This is a genomic window from uncultured Marinobacter sp., from assembly GCF_963974375.1.
In the GTDB taxonomy this organism is placed as follows: Bacteria; Pseudomonadota; Gammaproteobacteria; order Pseudomonadales; family Oleiphilaceae; genus Marinobacter.
This window is the reverse complement of the sequence record NZ_CAXBDN010000349.1, coordinates 1-3,429: the sequence shown is the minus strand read 5'-3', so window position 1 is coordinate 3,429 and position 3,429 is coordinate 1. Positions and strand designations below refer to the sequence as shown.

Sequence of the window (3,429 nt, the reverse complement as noted above, 5' to 3'; positions counted from 1 at the left end):
CCTGGACGGCCACCTGTAATGGGGTGGGCAGTTACACAGATTTATTTACAGGCTCTTCAAATTGGTCGCTCCAGACGACGAGGTAAACGTCGCGCCGAATAGCTCGGTGAACTGATAGGTAAGCACCTCCGGCAAGGTCGCCCCAAACTCGAAAACTCCTTGAGTTACCGTCTCGTCAGTACCCCAGACATATCCCGCAGGCCCAAAGGCCCATTCGTTAAATAGCGCCGCCATTTGCTGATCGCTTACCACACTCCAGCCCGCTTGCGCGTATTGACTATTCGGATCAGTGACATCGTCTATGGAAAGCCCAAGCGTCTCATCCCACTGGAGCCACTCAAGCCCTCCACCAGTCACGATATTAGTATCGGTGTCCAGCGTGTAATTATTGTGCGTTATAAGGCCAGAATATGCATTACCAGCCAGAACGCACGCGATTAAACTCAGAAATACCCTTCGCATCGGTCCCCCCCCTTTTTGGCTTGCTACTCAGGTGGTCTGCGGATTGCAATATCAGTTCCGAGTTAAAGAAAACAGCGCTAAACCAAACACAAAACGATAGCGCCGACCATCTTTTGGTGACCATTCTGTAAATTTTCTCGACGCTTACGAGGCCATTTTGTCGGATTCAACTCAGCGAATCTCCAACATGGCGGCCCGAACAAACCGCTTAACGCCTACTTTCTCACGCTAACCCGCGATGAACCTTAAAAAAGGCTACTGCTCTCTTGATGTCGGACGAGATGAATCGTACGCGCTGATAGACCGGTTGGGGGAGCAGGAGTCAATTGAACGGGTCTGTGAAGCGTTTGAAATCAGCCGCTCAAGCTATTACGAGTACCGCCAACGGCGGCGCCGTGTAGATATAGAGCGCCTGACCCTGAAGGCTCAGGTAAACCGCCTGTTTACCAAGAGTCGCAGTTCTGCCGGCAGCCGAACAATCAAAGGCTTGCTCAGCGAGGAAGGCGTTGTCGTCGGTCGCTTCAAGGTTCGACGACTGATGTGCGAGCTGGGATTGATCTGTAAGCAGCCAGGCCCTCATGCCTACAAACAGGCCACCGTTGAACGACCGGATATCCCGAACCATCTGGACCGGGAGTTTGCAGTAGAACGGCCTAACCAGGTCTGGTGTGGTGATATCACCTACAGTGTGCCCGGAGTTCAGGGCGAGCATGGAAGCTCAAATGGACCACGAGTCTATCTGGAATATTGAACCAGTATCTCATGAAGGGGTAACGAAACAATCCCACCTACTGTGAGGGTGGTGAGCCTGAGCGGCAGTGACCTGTGGTATGCCCGCAGGGTGATGTAACCCGCTGACAACGGGGATTGAGGCGAGGTCACTAATCCAAGATGATCCTCAAGGCTGAGTGCTGAAAGGCTGAAGAACATGAACCCATTGATCCGCCTCTGTGGGTTGAAATGTCACCACGGCTTACGTGACCTGATAAGCCGTACAGGAAGGTAAGGCAGCTTGGAAATGTAGCCGCTGCCAGACGAAGAAGTCCGGATAGGTATGTCGGGCTTCGGGACAGCAGTATCCATCACAGAACGGACTGCTGCTTCCTGTCAACTTGCGGCAAGCAAGGGTAAAGAGTGCGATGGGCAGCCTCCTCAGCATGTTGAAGTCCAGATAGGTAAACCGGGGAAGGTCAATATCGGATGCCAAGGGGGCATGACCCCGAAGCCGAATTGACTGGCGGAGCTCCCGTAGTAGTCCGCGATGGGGAAAGCCCATTACATGGCGAAGGGGAGCAGTTTAAACGTGTTTGCCAAGCAAACTACCTGACCAAACAAGGTGAAGACCTTTGATAATCAGCGAAATGCAACGCAAGCTAGCGACCTGGACAACAACCGACCCCACCCGCCGGGTGGACAGGTTGTTGCGCCTGATAGCACAGCCTGACTGGCTCGCAGAAGCGGCTCGGGTCACTCTGTCTTCCAAAGGGGCAAACACGCCCGGGATAGACGGAGAGATCAAGCTGACTGTGCAGGACAGGCTGCCGGCTATTCTTCAACAGATCAGGAGTGATTTACTCTCCGATGTTTACCAGCCGTTACCGGCCCGAAGGGTGTATATCCCAAAGGCCAACGGCAAGCAACGACCACTGGGTATCCCGACCCTACGCGACCGCATCGTTCAACGGGCCATGTTAATGGCGATGGAGCCCATGTGGGAAAGCGACTTCCATACGCTCTCCTACGGGTTCCGACCGGAGCGGAGCGTTCATCACGCGATCCGTACAGTGAAACTGCAACTGACGGACAATAAGGAAACGCGCGGACGCTGGGTCATTGAAGGGGATCTGTCCAGCTACTTTGATACCGTGCATCACCGGCTTCTGATGAAAGCTGTACGTCGCAGAATCAGGGACCGACGGTTCCTGAACCTTCTCTGGCGATTCATAAAAGCCGGTCATATTGATGCAGGTCTTTTCCGGGCAGCAAGTGAGGGCGTACCTCAGGGCGGTGTTATATCGCCACTGCTATCGAATATCATGTTGCATGAGTTCGATCAGTACCTGAATAGGCGCTACCTCGGCAAAAAGGCCCGAAAGGATCGATGGTACTGGAACCACAGTATCCGAATCGGTCGAAGCTCAGCCATCCGAGAGAACCGACAATGGAAGCCAGCCGTCGCCTACTGCCGCTATGCCGATGACTTTGTGGTTATCGTCAAGGGCACCAAAGCCCAGGCAGAGGCGATTAGAGAAGAATGCCGGGAGATGCTGGAAGGAACTCTCAAGCTGACACTGAACATGGATAAGACCAAGATTACCCATGTGAATGACGGCTTCGTGTTCCTGGGGCATCGCATCATCCGCAAGCGGAGCCGCTATGGCGACATGCGGGTGGTGACGACAATCCCCCGGGATAAGGCACGTAACTTTGCAGCATCTTTAACCGCCAAGCTGTCAGGCAATTATAGTGAAAGCAAAATCGACATGGTCGAATCCATCAACCGAAAGCTGAAAGGCTGGGCGGCGTTCTATCAGTTCGTCGATCACAAAGCGAAAGTCTTCAGCTACATTGATGGTGTCGTGTTCTGGAAACTGGCCCATTGGCTGGGCCGCAAATATCGCTCCCGGCTCAAACCACTGATGCGCCACTGGTTCAAAGCCCCGGCTTCTGGTCAAAGTAAGACTTGGGTGCTGTTTGGCAAAACCAATCAGGGGCTATTCAGTGGAGCTATTCTGTACCGACTCGTCGGTCACGGGAAAAAGCGATTCCGCTGGCGTCTTCCGGAAGGTAATCCCTACCTGAGGACAGAGTCCAGAAACACGTGGACCTCTCGCTTTCCCGAAGTCGCCATGGCATTTGCCAGCGTTTAGACGGAGAGCCGGATGCGCTGAAAGGTGCACGTCCGGTTCGGAGAGGAGAGGCAGGGAGATAGTTCGACTACGCCCTGCCTCTTACTCTACTCTGGAG

2 protein-coding genes and 1 pseudogene are annotated in these 3,429 nt (G+C 53.8%); 2 read left to right on the top strand and 1 reads right to left on the bottom strand.

Annotated features, from left to right (window positions below; genetic code table 11):
* Nucleotides 1-45: 45 nt before the first annotated feature.
* Nucleotides 46-462: a hypothetical protein gene (locus tag AAC035_RS19775; RefSeq protein WP_339806835.1), complete on the bottom strand. Its 417-nt coding sequence runs from the start codon at nt 460-462 to the stop codon at nt 46-48.
* 244 nt (nt 463-706) lie between these two features.
* Between AAC035_RS19775 and AAC035_RS19770 the strand changes: the two are divergent.
* Nucleotides 707-1,147 (top strand): annotated as a pseudogene (locus AAC035_RS19770) (IS3 family transposase); the annotation flags it as partial.
* A gap of 676 nt (nt 1,148-1,823) precedes the next feature.
* Entirely contained in the window at nt 1,824-3,332 is a 1,509-nt protein-coding gene (ltrA, locus tag AAC035_RS19765; RefSeq protein ID WP_339806836.1) for a group II intron reverse transcriptase/maturase, read from the top strand.
* Nucleotides 3,333-3,429: the final 97 nt, after the last annotated feature.